The sequence below is a fragment of the Pedobacter rhodius genome, from assembly GCF_027213645.1.
In the GTDB taxonomy this organism is placed as follows: Bacteria; Bacteroidota; Bacteroidia; order Sphingobacteriales; family Sphingobacteriaceae; genus Pedobacter; species Pedobacter rhodius.
In genome coordinates this window covers 1,122,981-1,145,486 of sequence record NZ_JAPWGL010000001.1, presented here as the reverse complement: position 1 = coordinate 1,145,486, position 22,506 = coordinate 1,122,981, and the positions used below count along the sequence as shown (strand labels likewise).

3 protein-coding genes are annotated in these 22,506 nt (G+C 43.1%); all 3 read right to left on the bottom strand.

Annotated features, from left to right (window positions below):
- Positions 1-85: 85 nt before the first annotated feature.
- From O0931_RS04740 to O0931_RS04730, 3 genes are read right to left on the bottom strand one after another with little or no spacing between them, the layout of a single operon-like run.
- Positions 86-2,047: an OmpA family protein gene (locus O0931_RS04740; protein ID WP_269414402.1), complete on the bottom strand. Its 1,962-nt coding sequence runs from the start codon at positions 2,045-2,047 to the stop codon at positions 86-88.
- A gap of 38 nt (positions 2,048-2,085) precedes the next feature.
- Positions 2,086-3,057, bottom strand: a complete 972-nt coding sequence (locus tag O0931_RS04735; protein WP_269414401.1) for a PorP/SprF family type IX secretion system membrane protein — start codon at positions 3,055-3,057, stop codon at positions 2,086-2,088.
- Between the two features lie 59 nt (positions 3,058-3,116).
- Complete coding sequence (locus O0931_RS04730; protein WP_269414400.1) at positions 3,117-21,959, bottom strand: Calx-beta domain-containing protein; 18,843 nt, start codon at positions 21,957-21,959, stop codon at positions 3,117-3,119.
- Positions 21,960-22,506: the final 547 nt, after the last annotated feature.

Below are 22,506 nucleotides of genomic sequence, written 5' to 3'. Positions count from 1 at the left end.
GGGTAATCGTCATTACGATAATATATTTACTAAGTACATAGCCTGAATGCAAAAAGAAGTCAGACTAATCATCTTTTAAATGCTTTTATTGTTTTACGATTTTAAATTCCGTTCGCCTGTTAACCTGATGTTCAACATCGGAGCATTTTGCGGTTTTTACACAACGATTGAGTAACTGTACATCGCCATATCCTTTGGCCATAATTCTACTCGGATCAATACCTTTTCCTATGATATACAGCCGCGCAGATTCAGCCCTTTTTTGCGATAATTTCAAATTGTATGCCGCCTTACCCCTGCTATCTGTGTGCGAGCCCAGTTCTACATAGATTTCCGGATTATCCTGCATAATTTTAGCCAGGTTATCAAGCTCTCGTGCTGCAGCCTCCAGAATGACAGCACTATCGAAATCGTAATAAATATTATTTAACCTGACAGCTTTGTTTACTTCTATTTGCTCCAGGTATACATCTTTAACCAATATGGTTGATAATCTTATACCTTTGGTATTTAAATGCTGAGTGTTAGCCAGATAACCGGGCTTTTTTACATATATACGGTAGTCGGCGGCTGTATCTAATTTGAATCTATAAGTACCGTTATCATCTGTATTCAGTTTTATCGGATTACCGGTTTCTGTGGTAATTGTAACAATAGCAGCATCAATAGGTTTATTTAGTTTTTTATCATAAACCCTGCCTTCCAGTGTTAATACCACAACAGGTTTTTGCTTAACAGAATAAATATCATCGCTACCTAAGCCGCCATTGCGATTTGAAGAAATATACTGAATAAAGCCCTGCTCATTAAGACTGAAAGCAAAATCATCCTGCGGTGAATTTAGCGGAAAACCAAGGTTGCTGATATGGCTAAAGCCATTCGTGTCTTTTAACGCAGAAAATATGTCCAATCCACCCATTCCTACCCTGCCGTCGGTCGCAAAAAAAAGGTTATCATTCAAATCTAAAACAGGACTGCGTTCATTTCCAAATGTATTAATCTGTTCCAGGTTACTGGGCTTTCCCCATTTACCATCAACCGTTTTAGCGCAGAAATAAATATCAGTGCCACCCTTACCGCCAGGCATATTTGAAGCAAAATATAAGCGCTGCCCATCCGCAGAAATAAAAGGGTCGCCCACCGAGTAATCGTTAACTTTATTATATTCAAAAGGCACTGGTTCAGCCCAGGTTCCATTTGTATTTTTAATACTGCTGTAAATTTCAACGTTAACCAAACTTGGCTTATTTTTCATTTTTTCCGGTTCATCAGGGATTTTGGTCATCGTGAAGTACATGGTTTGCCCGTTCGCCGTGAAGCTTGCTGAACCGATATGGTATGGGCCTACTCCGTTAATCATCAATAGCTGAATATTATCAGATTCTGTGGTATGATATAGCTTTAAATAGTTATGGCCTGTCCATCCATACCTGTTTTGATCGATTATTTTTGAACCGTCAAACTTTAAAAATGGCTTCCTGCCGATAGAATCAGATTTTGCCTTGTTTCTATCTGATGTAAATACCACTGAACCTTTGTACTTTACAGCACCCCAATCAGCTTGAATACTGTTTAATGCACGTTCATTTTTTATTTCAAATTGTTGTTTTGGTTTCTTTATCCAGCTTATGGCCGAATCGCAGGAAGCGGTCCAAACGTTGAGCTGCTCTGGTGAAACTGACTTGTTTTTGTCGGCATAATTCAGATATTGCGCTTTTGCCTGTGCATATTTGGAATTACTTTGTAATGCTTTAGCATAACCGAATATGTTTTCGGGCTTACTACCCGGCATTGCTGAGGCGATAGCATACCAATGTTCTGCTTGTTGGTAATTATTGTTTAAGCTATATGAACTGCCCAGGCGTTCAGCTGCATGCAAGCTTTCCTTAGTCTTATAAGCTTGCTCATAAAGTTCAATAGCTTTTATGTAATTATAAAGCTCATATTGTTTGTCGGCATCTTTTAAAACAGATTGTGCTTTTGCACCTAGACTCAAGGCGAGTGCACAACAAACGATAACCGGGATGCTTAACGATTTTTTTTTCATTATACTATTCGAATGCGGATGAACTATAAATTAATAATTTAAAAAACCCTTGGGGTTGCCATTCTGATGTTTGATTTTAGGAAAGAAAATGCGATAGATATCTCATGCGTTCCGCCGCTGTAGCCTTGTAAAGGACCAACAGAAAAATCATAACCATAACCAATACGAATTTTATCCGATGGAAAAATCTGAACTGCTGCCACAACCGAATTTCTCGGGGTAAGGTCTTTTTGTAAGTAACGCTTATCATAAAGTTTAATACCCGTACGATATGAACCACCAATCCAGATAATATCTTTAATCATTAAAAATGCATTTAAATCTAAACTTGTAGGTCCGCCACGATCGTCTTTCAACAAAAAAGACGGTTTTATCTGAAACTCATCATTCAAAGGAAAAAGTGCACCGGCAGTTAAATAATAATGTGGTTTTGGCTGAGGAATAAAAGCATATTTATCGATATTTACATATTGGGCAATTAAATTATCGGCAGATAATCCTGCATAAAACTTATCGTTGGAAAAGTACACGCCTGCCCTTGCATCAGGAACAATTGTACTTTGCGTTCCAACCGGTTGTGTAAGTTCCGGATCATTAGGGTTTAGCAATGAACCATCTATCGCAAGGTTTACCATACCAACACCTAAACCTAAGGCCAGGCGGGAAGTTCCTTCATCATTCATCCTGATTCGATAAGCATAATTTCCATACACGCTCAGGTTATTCTGCGCACCGAGCTTGTCACTCGCAACCTGTAACGCCAGGCCAACGTTTCCATTGTTTGCTATCGCATCTACTGCCAGCGACATACTTTTTGGTGCGCCTTGAATACCGGTCCACTGACTGCGGTAAAAACTATGCAAATTCAATACTTCCTTGTAACCCGCGTATGCAGGATTAATGTAGATTCCATTGAACATATACTGACTGTACTGTGCATCCTGCTGGGCGGATGCCGGTCTAACCATCAGTAAAAAAGAACCCGCTAGTAACAATACTAATTTTTTCATCATCATCGTATATCTTAGGAAACCGGATTGGAACCTGGTTTCTTTAGCCTCTTATCTGTTTATTTCTTAAATGCTCTTATTAATGTTATATACCCCTTTAAAACTTCAACCTGTTTAGTTTGAGGATTTGTAATACGGAGCAGATAATAATATGTTCCTTCGTTTAAACCTTCACCTGTCCAGTTATTTTGATAATCATTAGCATGAAATACTTCATTACCCCAACGATTAATAATCTGTAAGGTATTACCCGGATACTGATTCAATCCTCTTATTTCAAAAGTATCATTGGTTCCATCGCCATTCGGTGTAAATAATGTCGGGATGGTTAAGCCATATAAATTTGCAGTAAGTGCAACGGAGGCCACATTGGTATAATAGCCATAAGCATCCCTTACGCGGTAAGTAAAGGAATCCTGACCGATGAAACCCTGTGCTGGTGTGAATGTTACCGTTCCATCACTATTTACCTTTACTGTACCGTTTTTAGGCTGAGTAACAATTTCTACCGTTAAAGTATTGAAAGATGAGTTACCTGAATTATCGTTATTTAATACCTTAATTATTACCGGTGCATTTGCAGGGCTTTGTACAACATCATCTACTGCTACAGGAGATTTAGGATAAGTAACTACTGTTGCTGTATTATTGTTATCTGCAGTTCCAGATATATCGCTTACATCAGCTCCTGTAACCGTTTTAGCATTCACCGTTGCCGTATTGGTTGCGGAACCTAAATCCTTATCAGCCTGTGTTAAAGTATAAAGTTCTGTATTGGTTACAGTTGCGCCTGAAGCCAATCCGCCTGCTACCGGAATCAATTTATTAATGATATTAAGTTTCGTATCCGTTAATGCAACCGTATTTAAGGTAGTTGAACCTGTATTTTTAATGATAAAGGTATAGGTAATCTGATTACCGTTAAACACAGCCGTTTTAACCAATGCAACTGAACCTATTGATGCAGTTGAAGTTATTGTTGGTGCATTATTATTTTCAGCCGTTCCGGATACATCTGAAACGGTAACATTAGTTGGTGTCTGACCTGTTACATTAGCTGTATTGGTAACACTACCCGCGTCTTTATCTGCCTGGGTTAACACGTATTGGTAACTGTCTGTTAAAATACCACCTGGTGCTAAAATACCAGGAATTATACGACTTAAGCCCAGTTTGCTATCTGTTAAAGTAATGATTCTTAAAGTAACATTACCCGTGTTTTTAACAGTGAAATTATAGGTAATGCTATTGCGATCACCACTCAGGGTTCCGGTTTTAACCAGTGAAATAGAACCGTTTGAACCGATTGGTGTAACCGTTGCATCATTAGCAGTCTGCGTATTCGGATCATCAGATAATTTGACAATGCTATTTCCCTGAGGGTCTTTTGCATTTGCGGACGCCTGGTTACTTACGCTTCCATTGTTGATATCTGTTTGTGTTAAAATATGTGTTGCAGTTACCATCATAGTTGCACCTGGTGAAAGCGTTGCAACCGGAGAACCTGTTACCGTTGCATTTGCATCAGTTATGACAATATTGTTTAAGGCTACATTTCCATTGTTGGTTACAATAAGATTGTAATTCAGTACCGCACCGGCCACTGTCGGAACCTGACCGCTAACAACTTTGGTAAACACATAAGATGGTGCGCTGATAAGTGTTACCGTAACCGGAATTGTAAGGGTAGTTATTCCACCATTTCCATCGCTAACTGTTATTGTAAAGGTATCACTACCTACATAACCAGGTGTCGGAGTGAATGTATATGTTCCGTTAGGATTTACAGTTAAGGTTCCGTGTGCCGGAGCAGTAGTAATGGTAAACGTTAATGGATCGCCATCTACATCGTTTGCCGTAATTGTTCCGTTTACCGGTGTACCTTGTGGCGTTGTAACTGCAGGCGTACTGGCTGTCGGCGCATCATTAACAGGTGTAAGCGCTACACTTATAGTTACAGCAGTTGTACCACCTTTTCCATCGCTTACGGTTATGGTAAATACATCTGTACCATTATAATTTGAAGCTGGTGTATATGTATAGGTTCCATCGGCGTTTACGACTACCGATCCATGTAAAGGCGCTGTACTTACCGCAAAGTTCAATGTATCGCCATCTATGTCACTCGCTGTAACAGTTCCGTTAACAGGTGTGTCTTCTGTCGCGGTAATTGCAGGTGAACTGGCAACAGGCGCATCATTAACCTGAGTTATATTTACACTTATGCTTATCGTAACGTTTCCGCCATGACCATCACTAATGTTGACGTTAAATACATCTGTGCCATTATAATTGGCATTAGGTGTATAAGTATAGGTTCCGTTTGTGTTCACAACAACAGTACCGTAAGCTGGTGGTTTGCTTACCACATAGGCCAAGGCATCTCCATCAACATCACTGGCCGTAATGGTTCCATTAACCGGGGTATCTTCTACTGTTGCAGCTGCAGGTGCATTTGCCACAGGAGCATCATTTACAGGCGTTATTGTTACATTGATTGTTATCGTAATTGTACCGCCTTTACCATCGCCTATAGCTATAGTAAATACATCTGTACCATTATAATTGGCTGTAGGTGTATAAATGTAAGTTAAATCCGGATTTAACGTAACTATACCACGCAACGGCGCCGTGGTAACGGAAGCGGTTAATGTGTCACCATCTGCATCGCTTGCTGTTATCATTCCGCTAACAGGTGTATCTTCTGCAGTTGTAACTGCAGGTGAACTCGCAATCGGTATATCGTTAACTGCGTTAATTGTAACGTTAATGGTTATGGTTGTTGCACCACCTTTACCATCACTAACCACTACAGTAAATACATCAGCACCATTGTAGTTCGCAGCAGGACTATACGTATAAGTTCCATTTGTATTCAATATAACTGTTCCATGACCAGGACCGTTTCCTAAAACATAACTTAAAGTATTTCCATCAGGGTCACTTGCCGTTATGGTACCATTTGCAGGTGTATCTTCTGCGGTAGTAAGCGCTGCTGCACTGGCAACCGGCGAACGGTTATCTGATATATTCACAACCGCAGGTATTGTACTTGCCGTAATCGATGGGTTATTAGTCATTGCGTTCATGGTTAACACAACGGTTTCGGTTCCTTCCTGTAAGTTATCATCCAGCACCGGAACGTTCAGGATTGCAGATGTTTGACCTGCCGGTATGGTAATCGTAGTACCGATACTCGTGTAATCACTTCCTGAAGTTGCTGTACCGGAAACCGTAAAACTGATCTGGGTATCACTTGTAGAAACGTTACTCAAAGTAAACCTGAACTGACCCGGAGCGGCAGGCTCCGCACCATCAGTTACCGCTGTTACGGCAACTGTAGCAGCCGTATTATCAAAGATATTAACAACTGCAGGTGTGCCGCTAAAGGTAACCAGGGCGCTGTTTGAACCGCTTAACGTTGCAATTAGGGTTTCATTGCCTTCAACCATCCCATCTGTTAATGTAGGAACAGTAATCGTAGCAGAAGTTTGTCCGGCAGGAATGACAATGGTTTTCACTATTGTAGCATAGTCAGTTCCTTCAGTGGCTGTTCCGGTTAAAGTAAAGCTAAGCTGCGTATCTGTTGATGATGGATTGGTTAGTATTACCGTAAATGTTCCGGCCACCGGACCATTTTCCTTCGCATCGATACCCGCAGCTATTGTAGCAACTGATGTATCGTTATCTGTAATGGTTGTTGTTACACTGGCGGTACCGATGGTAACAATACCACCTGTTACATTACTTAACGTAGCTGTGAAAGTTTCATTTGGTTCAGCCAGGTTATCATTGGTTATCGCCACAATGAATGTCATGATTGAGCCCGCAGCAGCGCCCGCAGGAAAGGTTAAAGTTCCACTGCCGGCCGTGTAATCCAAACCGGCTGTAGCTGTACCGTTCGAAGTATTGTAATCAACATTGAACGCGTTCTGAACCGCGGTATTTAATGTTACCATATAGGTTATTGTTCCGGCACTTTCATTAACGTTTGGTGCAGCTGAAATACTAACCATTGCAGCATTGTTATCGGTGATGTTAATTTTAGCAGCAACGCTACTTACTGTAATTAAAGCGTTGTTAGCCGATATCAATTGTGCGATAACCGTTTCAGTGCCTTCAACAACCGCATCTGCCAGTACCGGGATATCAAAAGTTACAGATATCTGACCGGCAGGAATGGTCACTTTTTTAGTTGTAATTGCGGCATAGTCAGTTCCTTCAACTGCTGTTCCGCTCAATGTGTAAGTAAACTCTGTATCAGTTGCAGATGGTGTGCTGATGCTTACACGGAATTTACCGGCAACCTGACCGGCTTCAGCGCCATCGTTTACTGCGGCAACAGTTGCAACCGATGAACCGCTATCTGTAATGTTTACCGTGGCAGCAATTGTACTTGCGATAACTGACGGGTTGTTTGTTGCCGGGTTCATCTTAACAACCACCGTTTCTGTGCCTTCAATAACGTTATCATTTAATACCGGAACAGATACTGTTACGGAACTTTGTCCGGCCGGTATGGTCACTGTTGTCGGGATTGCTGTATAATCTACGCCGCTGGTTGCAGTTCCGGTTACGGTATAGGTAACCTGAACATCTGTTGTGGATAGATTACTCAACGAGAATGTTAACTGGCCCGGGGTAGCTGGTTCGGCACCATCTGCCGTTACGGCTACAGTAACAACAGAATTTGTATTATCCAGTACATTGATGGTTGCCGGCGTGTTATCGGCTGTAATGGTTGCATTGTTAGTGCCGGTTAATATGGCAATCACTGTTTCTGTTACTTCCACCAGGTTATCAGCCAGTACCGGTATGGTAATGGTACCGGTTGTTGCCCCTGCAGGGATTACAATTGTTTTGGAAACAATGGTGCTGTAATCGCTGCCTTCCGCCGCACTTCCACTCAGGCTATAGGTGAGTTGCGTATCTGTTGATGCAGGATGACTTAAGTTAACGATAAATGTTCCGGCTACAGGACCGCTTTCATTTGCCGAGGTACCGGCAACAAGTCTTGCTACCGACGCATCGTTATCTATAATAGAAAGTGTTGCCGTACCATTTCCGATTTTTACTAAACCGCCTGTAACATTGGTAATAACGGAATTAAATGCTTCTGTTGGCTCGGCCAGGTTATCATCAACAATCGGAACTGTAAATGTTAAGTTTGCACCTGCTGCTGAGCCTGCAGGAAAATTCAGTGTTCCGCTGGTTCTGATGTAATCTAAACCTTCTTTTGCAGTTCCGTCGGTAGTCGTATAATCCACACTGAATGCGTTTTGTACAGCACCGCTCAAGGTTACCCTGAAAGTTGCGGTACCCGCAGCTTCATCCACACTAACTGTCGAAACTGAAATGGTTACCGACACGGAATTATCATCAAGGATATTCAGGCTTGCAGGAGTACTATTAACAGTAATGGCAGAATTATTTGTATTCAATAAAGTAGCCACTACCGTTTCTGTTCCTTCTACAATAACATCAGTAAGTACCGGGATTATTATTGTTGCTGTAGTTGAACCTGCCAAAACAGTAACCGTTTTAGTAATGGTTGTATAATCACTTCCTTCGGTAGCAGTACCCGTTAATGTAAATGTAAGCTGTGTATCAGTAGATGAAGGTTTACTCAAGTTAACCGTAAACTTACCATCTACCGGCCCGTCTTCATCACCATTATTCGCTGCGAGTATGGTCGCTTCAGCCATGTCATTGTCAACTATCGTAAGCGTGGCGGGTGAGGTACCAATAGTAACCACACCACCCGTAATACCGCTGAGAGCGGCAGTTAAGGTTTCCGAAGGCTCTATAAGATTATCATCGTTAATTGACACGGTGAAGGTTAACTTAGTACCCGCAGGAGCGTTGGCCGGGAAAGTTAAGGTTCCGCTGCCTGCTGTATAATCCAAACCGGCAGCAGCCGTACCGTTTGCTGTTTCATAATCTACGCTAAATCCATTTTGAACAGCCTGGTTAAGGGTAACGGTGAACGTTGCTGTTCCGGCACTTTCATTAACTGATGGGCTTGATGAAATGCTAACCGTTGCAAAATCTTCATCAAGAATACTGATTGTTGCCGGCGATGAACTTACGGTAATTGCGGGATTACTTGAATTGGTTAATGTAGCAATAACGGTTTCTGTTCCTTCTGCAACGGCATCTGTCATCACAGGGATTACTATTATAGCAGCAGTTGTGCCCGCAGGAATAATAACGGTTTTATTAATTGAACCATAATCAGAACTCTCGCCGGCAGTACCGCTTAAAGTAAAGGTTAACGTTGTTGGTGTAGATGACGGGTTGGTTAATGTCACATTAAAGACGCCATTTGCCATACCACTTTCATTTGCATTACTTCCTGCCGTGATTGTAGCCACTGAAGTATCATTATCGGCTAGGGTGACCGTGGCAGGGCTTGTTCCGATGGCAACATCAGCACCAACCACATTATTTAAACCTACTGTAAATGCTTCAGATGGTTCAACCAGTAAATCTTCCAGGATTGGGATATTCACAGTTAATACGGTACCTGCCGGAGAGTTTGCCGGGAAAGTTAGGGTACCGTTTGTAGCGGTGTAGTCTAAACCTGCCAATGCGGTTCCATTAGCGGTAGCATAATCCACCGTAAAACTGTTTTGTACCGCAACATTTAAAAATACCGACAGGGTTACTAAACCTACGCCTTCGCTAACGCTCGGTGCACTGATTGATATGCTCACGTTGGCCGTATTTGCATCAATAACATTAATACCGGCCGGTGCATTATTTACGCCTACCGATGTATTACTTGTTGACGTTAATGTTGCAATTACCGTTTCTGTACTTTCTGCCAGTGCATCTGCAACCACAGGAATACTTATCGTGCCTGTTGTTTGTCCGGCCGGGATGGTAATCGTTTTATTCGTAATGGCGGTGTAATCGCTTCCTTCAGTTGCCGTTCCGCTCAGTGTATAGTTTATCTGGGTATCTGTTGACGAAGGATTGCTTAACGTAACGGTAAACATTCCATCGGCAGGACCGGTTTCATTACCGTTAGAACCAGCAGCGATGCTGGCCACAGCGGCATCATTATCCGTAATTGTAACTGTTGCTGTTGCAGTACCGATGGTAACCAATCCACCCTGTATGTTACTCAGCGTTGCTGAAAATGCCTCCGATGGTTCAACTAAATTGTCATCAATAACCGGAACGGTAAAGGTTAAAGTTGCGCCTGAGGCGGAATTTGCAGGAAAAATTAAAGTTCCGGTTTTTGCCGTGAAATCTGAACCTGCCACAGCTGTTCCGTTTGCGGTGGTATAATCTATAGTAAAGGCATTTTGTACTGCTGCATTTAAGGTTAACGTAAAGGTAACATTACCTGTATTCTCATTCACGGTTGATGCCGCACTTAAGCTTACCGATGCCGAATTGTTATCTGAAATATTAATGCTTACCGGCGAATTATCAACCGTAATACCGGTATTGCCGGTACCCGCGAGCGTAGCGATAATGGTTTCCGTTCCTTCTACTACGGCATCTGATACAACTGGGACAGTAATTGTACCGGTTGTCTGGCCTGCCGGAATGGTTATCGTTTTATTCGTAATTGCAGAATAATCGCTTCCTTCAGTTGCCGTTCCACCTAATGTGTATGTAATCAGTGTCGGTGTTGATGAGGGATTACTTAAAGTTACGATAAAGGTGCCGGCTACCTGTCCGTTTTCATTTCCATTTACCCCGGGTGCGATTGTTGCAATAGCACTGTCATTGTCGCTGATACTTACTGTTGCCGGATTTGTATTCGCAGTTACAGCCGTATTGTTGGTAGCCGGATTCATCGTTAAAACAACGGTCTCCGTACCTTCAACAACGTTATCGTTTAAAACGGGAATGGCCAGGGTTACGGTTTTTTGTCCGGCAGGTATGGTTATTGAAGTACCAATTGCATTGTAATCCGTTCCGCTGGTGGCGGTTCCGCTTACGCTGAAACTTACCTGTGTATCTGTTGTTGATACATTGCTCAATGTGAATGTAAACTGCCCGGCTATGTTTGGTTCGGCACCATTAGCGGTTTCGGCCACCGTAACGGTTGCTGTTGTATTATCAGCAATGGTTAAAGTTGCCGGTGTATTGCTTACTGTAACTAAAGGATTGTTTGAAGCCGTTATGGTTGCAATAACCGTTTCGCCACCTTCAATAATTACATCTGTTAATACCGGAATACTTATCGTAGCCGTTGTCTGGCCGGCCGGTATGGTGATATTTTTAGTTACAATTGAGCTGTAATCCGTGCCTTCTGTTGCAGTTCCGCCCAACGTAAAAGTCAACTGAGTATCTGCAGACGATGCTCTGCTTAATGTTACAACAAATGTTCCGTTTGCAGGTCCGTTTTCCGTACCATCCACTCCTTTGGCAATACTGGCAACTGACGTATCATTATCTGTAATGCTTACAGTTGCAGGTGTAATACTCGCCGAAATTGCCGGGTTATTTGTTGACGGTGCCATGGTCAAGACAACCGTTTCTGTGCCTTCGGCCAAATCATCATCAAGCACCGGAACAGATACGGTTACACTTGTCTGGTTTGCCGGAATGGTCACTGTAGTACCAACCGAGGTGTAATCATTTCCGCTCACAGCAGTTCCGCCAACCGAATAGGTAATTACGGTATTGCTGGCAGAAACATTGCTTAAGGCAAACGTAAACTGACCCGGCGTATTTGGCTCTGCTCCGCCAGCTGTTGCAGTTACGGTTACAGTTGCCGCCGTGTTATCAGATATATTAATACTTGCCGTACCGTTAGTTATGGAAACGAGCGGATTGTTAGAAGCAGAAATCGTTGCGGTAACTGTTTCTGTTGGTTCAACTATTGCATCTGCTTTTACCGGTATGGTAATGGTACCCGTGGTTTGCCCTGCAGGGATAATAATTGTTTTTGAATTAATGGTATTGTAATCACTTCCCTCTGTCGCATTACCACCTAATGTATAGGTAATTTGTGTATCTGCCGATGAAGGATTCGTTAATGTTACCGTGAAAGTTCCGTTAACCGGACCATTTTCATCGCCCTGGTTTCCTGCCGCTATACTGGCTACGGAAGTATCATTGTCGGTTATGTTAACCGTTGCAGGTGTTGTACTTGCTGTAATCGAAGGATTGTTGGTTGAAGCAGCCATTGTTAATACAACTGTTTCAGTAATTTCTGCAATGTTATCATCCACTACAGGTACAGTTACTGATGCGGTAGTTTGGCCGGCAGGAATAATTACCGTAGTGCCTATTGAAGTATAATCCAATCCGCTTATCGCGGTTCCGCTAACGGCATAGGTAATTTGCGTATCCGTTGATGATGCATTACTTAATGTAAACGTAAACTGTCCGGATGTATTTGGTTCCGCTCCTGTTCTTGTTGAAGCAACACTTACCGTGGCTGTTGTACGATCGGTTATGTTAATCGTTGCAGGGGCGTTATTTATGGTTACTAAAGGATTTCCTGATGCCGTAATGGTTGCAATAACCGTTTCATTACCTTCAACAATGGCATCTGCTGATACCGGAATGGTAATCGTTCCGCTCAGTTGTCCGGCCGGAATGGTAATGGTTTTAGTTACTATTGTACTGTAATCGCTTCCTTCAGTTGCTGTTCCGCTTAAAGCGTAGGTAATTTGTGTATCATCTGATGATGCTTTGGTTAACGTTACTGTAAATGTGCCGTTAACCGGACCATTTTCATCACCGGTAATCCCTGCCGCAATGCTCGCTTCTGACGCATCATTGTCGGTAATGTTTGTGGTGGCCGTAGCATTACTAATCAGAACAATACCACCTGTTATATTGCTTAAAGTAGCAGAAAATGCTTCAGAAGGCTCGGCAATAATATCATCGGTTACGGTTACCGTAAACGATAGCGCTGTTCCGGCTGCTGAATTGGCCGGGAAACTTAATGTTCCGCTCTTCGCCACATAATCCGAACCTGCAGTTGCAGTTCCGTTAACCGTTGTATAATCTACATCAAATGCATTTTGAACCGCATTGTTTAAAGTAACCGTGAAGGTGGTTGTACCTATGCCTTCATTGATTGTAGTGGCGGTTGATATGCTTACACTCGCGGAGTTGGCATCCAGAATATTTATGGTTGCCGCAGTGTTATTTATGGTTACCTGGGGATTATTAGATGTATTTATCCTGACAATTACTGTTTCGTTATTCTCTGTTAAAGCATCTGTTAAAACCGGGATGGTAATGGTTGCTGTTGTTTGTCCGGCCGGTATGGTCACCGTTTTAGGCGAAATGGCCGCATAATCAGTGCCTTCTATTGCTGTTCCGTTTAAGGTAAAACTGATTTCTGTATCTGAAGATGACGGATTGCTCAGGGTTACGATAAATGTTCCGTTAACAGGACCGGTTTCATTTCCGTTTACGCCCGCAGCCAGTGTTGCCACAGAAGTGTCGTTATCGAGAATAGAAACAGTAGCTGATGCCGTTGCGATGGTAACCAAACCGCCGCTTACGTTACTCAGCGTAGCGGTAAAGTTTTCATTAGATTCTACCAAATTATCATCTGTAACCGGAACGGCAAAAGTGAGCGTTGCTCCTGCTGCTGAACCGGCCGGAAAGGTTAACGTTCCGCTGGTTGCAGTATAATCCGAACCGGCAACGGCGGTACCGTTAGAGGTGGCATAATTTACGGTAAATGCATTCTGAACGGCGGTGCTTAATGTTACCGTAAAGGTTGCTGTTCCGTCGCCCTCATTAATGGTTGCACCCGATGAAATACTTACCGTTGCTGCATTGTTATCAATGATATTGATGGTAGCTGCTGTTGTATTTACGCCGACTAACGGGTTGTTTGAATTACCAAGGGTTGCAACAATGGTTTCATTACCTTCAACCAGGTTATCACTGCTGACAGGGATGGAAATCGTAGCCGAAGTTTGACCTGCAGGAATGGTTACGGATTTGGTTACGATGGTACCATAATCGGTTCCTTCAATAGCTGTACCGCTCAGGGTATAGGTTATAGTTGTCGGGTTTGATGACGGATTGCTCAGGCTAACCACGAAAGTTCCGTTAGCAGGTCCGTTTTCGTCGCCATTTGTACCCGGTGAAATACTTGCTGTTGAGCTATCATTATCTGCAATATTTAATGTTGCGGGGTTGGTGCTTGCCGTTATTGCCCCGTTGCTGGTAGCCGCGGTCATGGTCAAAACAACTGTTTCTGTCCCTTCTGCAATGTTATCATTCAGTACAGGAACACTTACGGTTGCCGTTGTTTGTCCGGCAGGTATAGTTACAGTTGTACCGATGGCTGTATAATCATTTCCGCTGCTTGCGGTTCCGCTTACAGAATAAGTAATAACCGTATTCGTGGTCGATACATTATTTAAAGTAAATTTAAACTGGCCTGCGGTATTTGGTTCTGCTCCGTTTGCTGTGGATGCGACCGTAACGGTAGCGGTTGTGTTGTCTGAAAGGTTAATAGTAGCCGGACTATTGCTGAAGGTAACCGAACCGTTATTGGTACTCGTTAATGTAGCAATAATGGTTTCAGTACCCTCCACCACAGCATCGGTAGATACTGGTATAGAGATTGTTCCAGTTGTTTGTCCGGCAGGAATGGTAATTGTTTTTGTTGTGATGGTACTGTAATCGCTTCCTTCTGTTGAAGTACCGCCCAATGAATAGGTAATTTGGGTATCGGTGGCCGATGGATTAGTTAATGTTACGGTAAATGTTCCATTAACAGGACCGTTTTCATTACCATTTATGCCTGCAGCGATGCTCGCTACCGAAGTATCATTATCTGTAATCGTAACTGCCGCCGTAGCCGTTGCTATGGTAACCAATCCGCCGGTTACATTGCTTATCGTTCCGGAGAAGTTTTCTGAAGGTTCAACCAGGTTATCATTAATAATTGAAATGGTGAAGGTTTGCGTGGCACCGTTTACTGAACCTGCGGGGAATGTTAATGTGCCTGTTTTTGCTGTAAAATCATTACCATCTGAAGCTGTGCCATTAACTGTTGCATAATCAACATCGAAGGCATCCTGCACCGCTCCGTTCAGGGTAACTGTAAAGGTAGCTGTGCCCGCGCCTTCGTTTACACTCGCCGGTGTAGCTGAAATGCTTACGGTTGCAACATCATTATCCGTTATCGTACCAATACCTTCTGCCTGGGCGATGGTTACAGGTGCAGTTGTTCCGCTTAAAGTAACCTTAAAGTTTTCGGAAGATTCTCTTACATTATCATCTGTTACGCCGATAGATATGGTCTGTGTTGCACCATTTGCTGAACCTGCCGGGAATGTGATGGTTCCGGTTTTAGCCGTATAATCTGAACCCGCAATTGCGCTGTTATCAGCTGTTGCATAATTTAAGGTTAGAGCATTTTGGATATTTCCTGTCAATGTAACGGTGAATACCATATTCCCTGCATTCTCTGCAGCCGTAACACTATTTATTGCTACACTTGCCGCATCATTATCGGCTATCGTTGCTGTACCGCTTGCTCCGGCCGCCGCAATGGTTACAGCCGAACCTGCACTTACTGAAGTGAGGTTAACTGTGAAAGTTTCTGACGGTTCGGCAACGTTATCATTTACCAAAGGAATATCAAATGTCTGTGTAGCACCGCTTACTGAACCGGCAGGAAATGTTACCGAATTTGTTGTAGCGGTAAAATCATTTTCGGAGCTTGCACTTCCGTTCGCAGTCGTATAATTTACGGTAAATGCATTTTGTACATTTCCGGTAAGGGTGATCGTAAATGTTGCATTGCCTGCAGCTTCATTTACCGAAATATTGTTAATGGCCACCGTTGCGGCATCATTATCCGTAATATTGACGGTTGCCGGTGTGGTACTTGCTGTAATAGCCGTGTTATTTGTGCCTGTTATCGTTAAAACAACAGTTTCTGTTGGTTCCGCTAAATTATCATCCAAAACCGGAACCGGTAAAGTTACACTGGTTTGCCCGGCCGGAATGGTAACCGAATTTCCGATTGATGAATAATCCGTTCCACTGCCTGCGGTACCGCTGACTGTAAAATTAATAGTGGTATTCGTTGCCGATGCATTAATCAAGGTAAACGTAAATACGCCCGATGTTGCGGGTTCAGTGCCATTCTGGCTTGCAGCTACGGTAACAACAGCAGTTGTATTGTCCTGAATGTTAATGGTTGCAGGTGTGTTACCAATCACTACAGTTGCATTGTTTGAAGCCGATAATGTAGCCACGATAGTTTCGTTTCCTTCCACAATCGCATCGCTTAAAACCGGGATGGTTATCGTTCCGGTGGTTTGGCCTGCCGGGATGGTTATGGTTTTGGTAGCGATTGTACTGTAATCGCTGCCTTCTGTAGCCGTTCCTGATAAGGTATAGGTAATTTGGGTATCTGCTGATGAAGGGTTGCTGAGTGTTACAGTAAATGTTCCGTTAACAGGCCCGTTTTCGTTACCGGTAGTTCCTGCGGTAATGGTTGCCGTCGCCGCATCATTATCTGCAATTGTTGTTGTTGCACTTGCATTTGAGATAACTACAACTGAACCTGTTATATTACTTAAGTTGGCGCTGAATGTTTCGTTAGGTTCGGCAATGTTATCATTAACAATCGGAACGGTAAATGTTTTTGATGTTCCGGCAGCTGAACCTGCGGCGAAAGTTAATGTTCCTGAGGTTGCTGTATAATCAGAACCGGCAACCGCAGTTCCGTTCACCGTTGCATAATCAACGGTAAATGAATTTTGTACGGCATTATCTAGTGTTACCGTGAAGGTAATTGTTCCGGCACCTTCGTTGATGGTTGATGCTGCTGAAATACTCACACTTGCGGTATTTGCGTCTACAATATTGATGCTTGCCGGTGTAGAACTTACCGAAATCAATCCATTATCGGTACTGCTTAAAGTGGCTACAACTGTTTCTGTACTTTCAGTAAGTGCATCTGTAAGCACGGGAATAGTGATGGTACCTGTAGTTTGTCCGGCAGGAATGGTAATCGTTTTAGTGTTGATTGTACTGTAATCGCTTCCTTCTGTCGCGGTGCCGCCTAATGTGTAGCTTATCTGTGTATCCGTTGCAGAAGCATTGCTTAGGGTAACGGTAAAGGTTCCGTTAGTCGGCCCGGTTTCATTTCCGTTTTGCGCCGCCGCAATGGTGGCTATGGCAGTATCGTTATCGGCAATGTTTAAAGTTACGGAAGCTGTACTTGCTGTAATCGATGTGTTACTGGTTGCAGCAGCCATGGTTAAAACAACTGTTTCGGTACCTTCAACCAGGTTGTCATCTTTAACCGGAACAGAAACTGTTGCCGTAGTTGAACCTGCAGGGATGGTAACTGAAGTGCCAATTGAGGTATAATCTGTTCCGCTGCTTGCCGTACCGCCAACTGAATAGTTGATTACTGTATTTGTTGTTGATGCATTACTTAAGGTAAAAGTAAACAAACCATTTGTAGATGGTTCTGCGGCATTGGTTGTTGCGGTTACGCTTACTGTAGCGGTCGTATTATCTGCAATGTTAATGGTAGCCGGAGCGTTGCTGAACGAAACCAGACCATTGTTTGAGTTGGACAGGGTCGCAACAACCGTTTCTGTGCCTTCTACAAAATTATCTGTCCTTACGGGAATGGATATCGTAGCACTTACCTGGCCGGCCAAAATCGTAACCGTTTTGGTGGTAATGGTGGTATAATCACTTCCTTCCGTAGCCGTTCCTGCCAGCGTGTAAGTGATCTGCGTATCTGCGGTAGTCGGATTGCTTAACGTAACTGTAAACGTTCCGTTGGTTGGCCCGTTTTCATTACCGTTGGTACCGGCTGTAACAGAAGCAACAGAAGCATCATTATCCGTAATATTTACAGTTGCAGCGGTTGTACTCGCCGTGATTGATGGATTACTGGTTGAAGCAGTCATCGTTAAAATAACCGTTTCTGTACCTTCTGTAATGTTATCATCTGCAACGGCTACAGATACAGTAGCGGAAGTGGCTCCTGCCGGAATTGTTACTGAAGTACCGATAGCGGTATAGTCCGTTCCGCTGGTTGCTGTACCACTTACGGTATAGGAAATAACCGTTGCCGTAGAACTGGCTTTGCTCATGGTAAAGGTAAACTGTCCGTTGGTAGATGGTTCAGCGCCATTCGCCGTAGCGGCAATCGTTATAGTTGCCGTGTCATCATCGGCAATATTCAGTGTAGAAGCGGTGGTGCTTGCGGTAATTAAAGCGTTGCTGGTGGAAGCTGTCATCGTTAAAACTACCGTTTCAGTGCCTTCTACGATATTATCATCACTTACAGGTACCGCTACCGTAGCTGAAGTTGCACCCGCCGGGATAACAACCGATGTGCCTATTGCCGTATAATCTGTGCCACTGGTTGCTGTGCCACTGATTGTATAGCTCACAGTAGTTGCCGTTGAACTGGCTTTACTTAATGTAAAAGTAAACAGCCCGTTTGTGGATGGCTCCGCCGCATTGGTGGTGGCCGTTACAGTTACGGTTGCTGCATCATCATCCGCAATACTCACCGTAGCCGAAGCCGGTGTTACGGTAACGTTGGCATTATCTGTAGCCGAATTAAAGGTTAAAATAATATTCTCTGTTCCTTCAACAATCTGGTCATTTGTAACTGTAACAGGAAGTGTAAAAGATGTTGTGTTGGCCGGTATAACTATCGAGGTAGCTATATTAGAATAATCTGTGCCGTTCGTTCCCGAACCGCCGATGGTGTAGCTTACCGTTGTTGGTGTCGCACTTGCCTTACTCATGGTAAATACAAATGAACCATTTGTTGTCGGTTCGGCGGCATTGTTTGTTGCTACAGTAATTGCGGAAACATCATCATCGGCGATGTTTAAAGTTACCGAACTGGTGCTGGCTGTAATCAGGCTGTTGCTGGTGGAGGCAGCCATTGTTAAAATTACCGTCTCTGTACCTTCTACCAGCTGATCATTGGTTACCGGAACGGAAAGTGTTGCTGAGGTGGCCCCTGCGGGGATAACGAAGGATGTTCCGATAGCGGTGTAATCTGTTCCGCTTGTAGCGGTACCGCCAACGGTATAATTTACAGTTGTAGGCGTAGCGCTTGCTTTACTTAGTGTAAAGGTGAAGACACCATTTGTAGATGGTTCAGATCCGTTTGTTGTAGCTGCAAGCGTAATGGTTGCAGAATCGTTATCCGCTATATTTAAGGTTACGGCAGATGTATTCGCCGTGATTGAGCTATTACTGGTAGCTGCAGCCATGGTTAAAATTACCGTTTCTGTGCCTTCAACCAGGTTATCATCGGTTATGGGAATAGATAAAGTAGCTGTTGTAGCACCTGCCGGTATAACAATCGAAGTACCAATTGCCGTATAATCTGTTCCGCTGGTTGCCGTGCCGCTAATAGTGTAATTTATAGTTGTTGCGGTAGAACTAGGTTTACTTAGGGTAAAGGTAAATAAGCCGTTTGTCGACGGCTCAGCAGCATTTGTGGTTGCTGCAACGCTTACTGTGGACACATCATCATCGGCAATGTTTACAGTAGCCGTTGCGTTTGCTGCTGCAGGTGTGATGGTTACGCCGTTTGTAGAAGAATTTAAGGTCATAATTACGCTTTCAGCGGTTTCTACCAGGTTATCATCGGTAATTGTAACCGGAACCACCACAGAAGTGCTGCCCGCAGGAATTGTCGCCGTGCCGGTTAATGCCGTATAATCAGTACCTGATGTTGCCGTGCCGGTAATCGTATAACTTACCACAGTTGAATTTGAACTTGCATTTTGAATGCTGATGGTGAAAGCGCCGTTTGTAGATGGTTCATTTGCAGTTGCAGTTGAAGCCGTAACGGAAGCATAATTATTTACGGCTACGCCGGAATTATAAGCAATGTTATTACAATTTTCATTAGCAGTTCCGTTTTTACATTCCTGGTGTGGATCAGTTGGTGTACCTGAAGTTGCCGGATCAGTGGCATCCGGGTCAGTGGTATCAGCCGGTCTGAGCATACTGGCTTCGACCGCAATGTTTTTTCCGGCCAATGCCGTACCAACTGTACCCACAATGGTATAGGTTGCTGTAGAACCGCTGCTCATATCCAGCTTAGAACTAAAAACCGTTCCGGAATTTGTAGCGCCATTTTGCTGGCTAACTGTTCCTGTAGAAGAAGTAATCGTGGCCGAGTTTATGGTAAAACCTGCTGGCGCCGTAAATTTAAAACCTGCCCCGGTAACGGCGCTGGTACTTCCGTTACTGTTATTGTTTAAATTTTCAACAATAACGGTGTAAGTAACTGTACTTCCGATCGCAACAGGATTTGAAAAAGACGGCGTAATGCTTGTTGTTTTTAAATCGGATACCGCAATGTTAACGCTTACAGGTTGTGTTACGGGGCTTGCGGCAATATAGGCGTAGGTATCTAAAGTTTTCTCATTCCCGAAATCAAATAGTCCTGTTCCTGTATTGGTACTTCCGTTACCACCTCCATTGGTATAAACTCCCCATTTATGTCCGTTACTTAGGGAAGATACACCGGTATTTTGAGTAACCGGATTAGAACTTCTTGTACTACCCGCATTCGAGATAGGAGAATCATCCCAATAAACGGTATTGTTATAAACAGTGGGGTCTGTGTTGCCGGTTTGAACAGCATATGTCGTGTTCTCGGTCAACTCCACATTTATGCCATTCGGATTAATTTCCATATCAATAAACGGAAAGTGCACTTCTGCGGCAAATAATTTAACACTAACACTGCTGATTACAGTTCCCGCAGGTAATACATTTCCATTACCATCTTTACCATCCCAGGCAACAGCATTGGCGCCTGCAACAGCATCACCTGTTAAAACCCGTGGTGTTGGCGCCGGAATGGTAATGGAATAGGTCCCGTTTTCGGTGGAGTTGAATGAAATGGTTCCCCCCTTTTGTCCTGCTTTGTTGGGTGTTCCCTCCTTACCCGTGAGCATTACATTCGTAATAACCGGGTTGTTTGATGGCTTTTTCAGCCAGGTGGTGGTTGGAGTAGTACCAATGGTTACATTCTGGTCGGTTGTGGGTAAATCATTCGCAGGTTCCCTATAAAATATTTTATGGGTTACCTGCAAAGATGGACTGGTAACGTCCTGCGCGGTAGGATCTTTAACAGCAACAACTACTGCGGCCCGATCAGAAGCGTTTAAACTTTTAAAGGTCGGCACACCTGAGCCGTCTACTACTCCCTTATTATTGGCAAAGAAAGTAAAACCAGCACCATGGATACCATTTGTTTTTACGCGGTAAGCCCTGCCGTTTTTAGTTAACACAAAAGCGGTGCCGTAAAAGCCGTTATTGAAATTTTGATTATAAACAAAAAGGTTTAACAGATTAACATATACCCTACCCGGTATAAACGCAGTACCTGCGGAGTTTATTACCGAAATATCCCATGCGGCGATTAAACTGGTACTGTTATCTACTGTAGGTGCATCCCAGTTTTGATTTGAGTTAAAATTTGTCGTACTTGTTTCGTTACCATTAAGTGCCGTAGCAGATTTATCGCCCACAGGCAGAAATTCAACCTTGTAAATACCCGTTGTTTGAACATTGTAATAGGCCGGGGTATAGCGGTTTGTGCCAGGATCTAATGCGTTAAGTTTCGGTCCGGCAACTTCATTGGCCTGGTTTGTAATCTTACCTATGAGCGCATTAGTTGTAACAATTGAAACTGCGCCAGACGGAGTGGTAATCCGAATTGCTGCATTACCTACCCCCGCAGAACTAAACGCCAGTGCAAGACTTTCATTTGCAACTGCATATACATAATGTGTACCAAGTGTTTTGAATGGCCAGGAGTTGATTGTTGTGCCGCCAGCCGTATAATCATTACTATACATGTATGCCCTTCTTCCAACTGTTGAACCTTGGTACAGGTCTTTACTTCCATCGGCTAATGCATGATTTATACTCAAGAATAATACAAACACAAAGCAAGCAACTGCCCTATACCTGTAAAAAAAATTAAAAAAACGGGAATAACTCCTTTTGAAATACAAGAATGGTAGAATTCTATTCATAAGCGCAGGATAACAGGAAACAGCTCAATGGGATTGGGCTACAGTTTATTATTTGGTTTTTCACTAATTACGAAGTTTAAAACCACTCGGTTTTTAAAAAATATTTTTTTTTCGTTGGTCAAAGATAGGGCAATTCAAGAAATATTTTTGCTTCATATCGATTACAAGCCATCGTTTTTATCACAGCAATACTATAATTTATACTACCATTATAAATTATATAAACTACGAACCTGGCAGGTATTAATACATATACTTATAATAAATAGCGATTTTTATCGTTCAGCAGACAAATATGCAGGTTTTGACCAGGGTAAAAACACCCTGTACCTAACTAAATAGCCTAATGATTTACCCCTTATAAGAATACTATTTTATGATTTTTTAATGTAAAAAATCTGTTTCAGAGGTAAAATATGGTCAGTTTAATCTTAAAAGAGGT

Excerpts from the sequence above, each read along its gene's own strand:
- O0931_RS04740 (WP_269414402.1), bottom strand. The coding sequence starts at position 2,047 with ATGAAAAAAAAATCGTTAAGCATCCCGGTTATCGTTTGTTGTGCACTC.
- O0931_RS04735 (WP_269414401.1), bottom strand. The coding sequence starts at position 3,057 with ATGAAAAAATTAGTATTGTTACTAGCGGGTTCTTTTTTACTGATGGTT.